Raw genomic sequence first — 4,388 nt, forward strand, 5'->3', positions numbered from 1 at the left:
GACCGCGGTCTGCCCGTCGTGCTGATCAGCCACAACATGCCGCACGTCTTCGAGATCGCCGACCGGATCCACATCCAGCGGCTCGGCCGCAGGGCCGGCGTCGTGAAACCCGCCGACCACTCCATGTCCGACGTCGTCGCCATCATGACCGGAGCCCTCTCGCTATGATCGCGGTCATCGGGGAGACCGTCGCCGACGCCTTCGTTCCTCCGCAAACCACCACGCCCGGCGCGCTCGACCTGCGAGTGCGTCCGGGCGGCGGGCCCGCCAACACGGCCGTCGCGCTGGGCCGGCTGGAAGTGCCGACCGCGTTCGTCGGCCGGATCCCGGGCGGCCCGCTCGGCGCCCTGCTCCGCGCCTACCTGACCGACTCCCACGTCGATCTGGCGCGGGCCGTCGCGGCGGCCGAGGAGCCGACCCTGGCTCTGGCCACGGTCGACGGCGACGGCCGGGCCCGCTACTCCTTCTACGCCAACGGCACCGCCGACTTCCAGTGGACGGCCGACGAGCTGGCCGAGGCCACGCCGCCGGACGTCACCTGCCTGCACGCCGGCTCCCTGGCCCTGGCCCTGGAGCCGAGCGGCCCGCTGATCGAGAAGCTGCTCCGCGAACGCCGCGGCGGCGCGACCATCTCGATCGACCCGAACATCCGGCCCGGCATCGTCCCGGTGGAGCGTTACCGGGACCTGCTGCCGGGCTGGACGTCGACCGCCGACCTGTTCCGGCTGAGCTCCGACGACCTGGCGCTGCTCAGGCCCGGCTCGTCCCTGCAGGACGCGTGCGAGGAGTGGCACGCCGACGGCGTCCACCTGGTCGTCATCACCTGCGGGGCGGACGGCGCCTACGCGTCGCTGAACGGCCACCGGCTGACGGTCCCCGCCCGCCCGGTCACCCCCGTCGACACGGTCGGCGCGGGCGACGCGTTCACCGCGGGCCTGCTCTACCGGCTGCACACCGCCGGCGCCCTCGGCGGCCGGCTGACCGGTCTGACGCCCGACCTCCTCGTCCGGGCGCTGACCTTCGCCAGCGACGTGGCCGCCGAGACCTGCCGCAAGGAAGGCGCCGACCCGCCCTACCTGGCCGACCTCAACCGCTGATCAGCAGGACCGCTTGACGGGCTTGCCGGCGAACCGGTCGGTGAGGAACGCGGTGGCGTCCGGCCAGGACACGAGGAAGCCGAGCAGGTGCTCGGCGAGCGGGTAGGCCTTCCAGGTCAGGTCGGCGCCGAGGGCGCACCAGCTCTTGTGGAGCGCGTCGCCCTGGGTGTAGCCGACGAGCTGGTCGGCCATGCCGTGGCCCTGGAAGACCGGCACGGACGGCCGGACGCTCCCCAGCTTGTTCTCGTTGAACCTGGCCTGCCAGTCGGGGGCGTCCAGCGGGCTCCTGGTGGTGAAGTCGCTGATCCGCTTGAACGCGGTGCTGGCTATCGCCGGGATGCCGTTGACGCTGGCCAGGCAGATGTCCTTCTGCTGGTCGCGGATCTTGCGTCCGGCGTCGTTGAGGTAGCCGTCCAGGCCGAGTTCGGGGTAGGCGGCGTCGAAGCCGAGCGACGCCATGAACATCAGGCCGGCGCCGAGCCCGCCGTCCAGGAACTTGCCCATGGCGATCGGGTCGGCGGGCACGCCGCTGGCCGACACGCCCTTGAGGTTGAGTTCCGGCGCGTAGGTCGCGGCCAGCTCGGCCGCCCATCCGGCCGAGCTGCCGCCCTGCGAGTGGCCGACGATCCCGACGGGCCCGGCCGGGTCGAGCCCGGTCCCGGGGAGCCGTTGGGCGGCGCGCGCGATGTCGAGCACCGCGCGGCCTTCGGACCGTCCGACGATGTAGGTGTGGACGCCGGGCGTCCCGAGCCCCTCCATGTCGGAGACGGCCACGGCCCAGCCCTTGTTGAGCAGGTCGTTGATGGTGAACTGCTCGTAGTCGAGCCCCTGGGTGAGCGTGTAGGACGGCGCGCACGCGTCCCCGAGCCCCCGCGTCCCGACGGCGTACGACACCAGCGGCCTGCTCCCGGTCCCGTTCCACGCCTTGGTCGGCACGAGCACGGTCCCGGACACCGCGATGGTCTGCCCGGTCGCGTTCTGCGTCCGGTACAGCACCTGCGTCGACTTCACGGCCGACGACATCGGGTACGCCGCCCCCCGTGCCCGCAGCACGTCCCCGAACGCCCCGCCCGGCACGGGCACCGGCGGCTGGTAGAACGCGTCCTGCGCGGGAGGCGCGGCGGCCGCACCGCTCCCTGCGCCCACCACCCCGGCGACGACGACCGCGGCCCCCACCGCGACCGCCGCCACCTTGCTCCCCACACGACGAGCCATTCCACTTCGCATGACGCCTCACCAACGCAACAGAGTCCAGGGCCGCGCCATTATGACCCCCGTCACACCCACCCCGTCTTGTCAGACCCGGCGTCCATTACCCGGCCCCGTTGTCATCTGACGGGGATCGGTCCCGCCGGTCAGAGTTCGAGGATGACGGATTTTTCGCGGGTGTTCTCGAGGAGGGCGTCGTGGCCGTAGCCGGAGGCGTTCCAGCCGCCGAAGGGGAGGCCGGGGAGGATACGGCGGTAGGTGTTGACCCAGACGTAGCCGGCCTGGAGGTCCTGGGCGGCGCGCTGGGCGGTGGCGAGGCTCTGGGTCCAGACGCCGGAGGCCAGGCCGTAGGGGGAGGCGTTGGCGATGGCGATGGCCTCCTCGTAGGTGTCGAAGGGGAGGACCACGGCGACCGGGCCGAAGATCTCCTCCTGGCAGACGCGGAGCGTGTTGTCGGTCGTCGCCAGCAGGGTCGGCTCGACCCAGTAGCCGCCCGCGTGGTCGGCGTCGACCAGCTCGGCGCCGTGCCGGCCGCCGTACACCAGCTCCGCGCCCTCCTTCTGGCCCAGCTCGATATAGCCGACGACGCGGTCGTACTGCTCCTTGGAGACGATCGGGCCCATCGTGGTCTCGGGGGACTGCGGGTCGCCGAGCCGGACCGACGCCATCCGCGCCTTGATCTTCTCGATCATCTCGTCGTAGACGGGCCGCTGGATGAGGATGCGGGAGCCCGCCACGCAGACCTGCCCGGCGTTGCCCGTGAAGACGGCCTTGGTGGAGACGCCCTCGGCGGCCTTGTCGAGGTCGGCGTCCGCGAAGACGATGTTCGGGGACTTGCCGCCGAGCTCCAGCGCGACCGGCTTGAGATGGTCGGTCGACGCCCGCAGGATGATCTTCGCGGTCTCGTTGGAGCCGGTCAGGCTGACCCGGCCGACGTCCTGGTGGCGCACGAGGACGTCACCGACCTCCTCGCCGAGCCCGGACACGATGTTCAGCACGCCCTTCGGCAGCACCCCCTGGAGCAGCTCGGCGAGCCGCAGCATCGAGACCGTCGCCTGCTCGGCCGGCTTGATCACCACGGTGTTGCCCGCGGCCAGCGCGAACGCCGCCTTCGCCGAGAAGGTCGAGATGGGGGAGTTCCACGGGATGATCCCGACGACCACGCCGTACGGCTCGCGCCGTGTGTAGCCCATGCTGCCGGGGCCGAAGACGACGGACTTGCCCTCGACGGCCGCCGCGCACTCGCCCGCGGCGTTCTGCCACAGATAGGTCATCCCGGGCAGGTCCATCTTGCCGGTCTCGTTGATGATCCGGCCGTTGTCGCGGGTCTCCAGCGCGGCCAGCTCCTGGGCGTTGGCGGCGAAGACCTCGGCGACCTTCCGCAGGAAGAACGCGCGGCCCGCGGCGGGCATCGCGGACCACTTGGGAAAGGCGCGCTTGGCGGCGGCGACGGCGTCGTTCGCGTCCTGGGCGGTGCCGCGGGGGACACGCGCCCAGACCTGTCCGGTGGCCGGGTCGACCGAGTCCAGGTACTCCGCGGTGCCGCGCAGCTCGCCGCCGATCAGGTGGGCATAGTCCTTGATCTCAGTCATCGGTTCCCCTCGGAGAAAAGTCAGCTTCCCAAGCGTACGCTTGCTTGACTTCCGAAGGGAACCCGGGGCCGGAGATCGACCGGCGCGCGTCAGTCCGCGATCTGCTCGAAGTTCTCGACACGGAACCCGGTCGCCGCATACGGATTGACGTAGAAGTGGGTCGATCCACCCTCGTAACGCCAGTAGCAGTTGTAGGCGTAGCCGCCGTCGTTGGTCTTGTCGCAGCTCTCGATCTGCTTCTCGGCGGCCTTGGGCAGCCCGGTGAACACCTTCTCGACCGTCCGCGGGCCCGCCGCCTGGAGCGCGGCCGTCCGGTCGCCCTCCTTCCATGCGGCCAGGAGATGGTCGAGCGCGGCCTGCGGGGTGTCGAACCTGATCGCGCCCGGCTGCGGCGTCGCGTCGGCCGACGGGGTCACCTTGGCCGAGGGGGTCGCGTCGGCCGCGGGAGTCGCGGGGGACTGCGGGGCGCCGGTCGGGGGGGCGCCCCGCG

General features: G+C 71.8%; 4 protein-coding genes. 1 reads left to right on the forward strand and 3 read right to left on the reverse strand.

Features of this window, described 5'->3' with window-relative positions:
- Nucleotides 1-164 precede the first annotated feature (164 nt).
- Nucleotides 165-1,097 carry a carbohydrate kinase family protein gene (locus ACYVE7_RS29965; protein ID WP_460369390.1) on the forward strand — a complete coding sequence of 311 codons (933 nt, stop codon included), beginning with the start codon at nucleotides 165-167 and terminating at the stop codon, nucleotides 1,095-1,097.
- On the opposite strand, the gene ACYVE7_RS29970 is transcribed toward ACYVE7_RS29965, so the two are convergent.
- The 3 genes from ACYVE7_RS29970 to ACYVE7_RS29980 all read right to left on the reverse strand — a co-directional run.
- Nucleotides 1,098-2,300, reverse strand: coding sequence for a lipase family protein (locus ACYVE7_RS29970; RefSeq protein WP_460369392.1), 1,203 nt, complete (start codon nucleotides 2,298-2,300; stop codon nucleotides 1,098-1,100). It lies immediately after the preceding gene.
- Between the two features lie 152 nt (nucleotides 2,301-2,452).
- The gene (locus ACYVE7_RS29975; RefSeq protein ID WP_460369393.1) at nucleotides 2,453-3,898 is read right to left on the reverse strand and encodes an aldehyde dehydrogenase family protein; all 1,446 of its coding nucleotides are present in this window, start codon (nucleotides 3,896-3,898) and stop codon (nucleotides 2,453-2,455) included.
- Between the two features lie 89 nt (nucleotides 3,899-3,987).
- The coding region (locus ACYVE7_RS29980) for a hypothetical protein (protein ID WP_460369394.1) at nucleotides 3,988-4,388 on the reverse strand (401 nt) is incomplete at its 5' end.

Source organism: Actinocorallia lasiicapitis (genome assembly GCF_054778695.1).

Coding starts and splice junctions, on each gene's coding strand:
- ACYVE7_RS29975 (WP_460369393.1), bottom strand. CDS start 3,898: ATGACTGAGATCAAGGACTATGCCCACCTGATCGGCGGCGAGCTGCGC.
- ACYVE7_RS29965 (WP_460369390.1), top strand. CDS start 165: ATGATCGCGGTCATCGGGGAGACCGTCGCCGACGCCTTCGTTCCTCCG.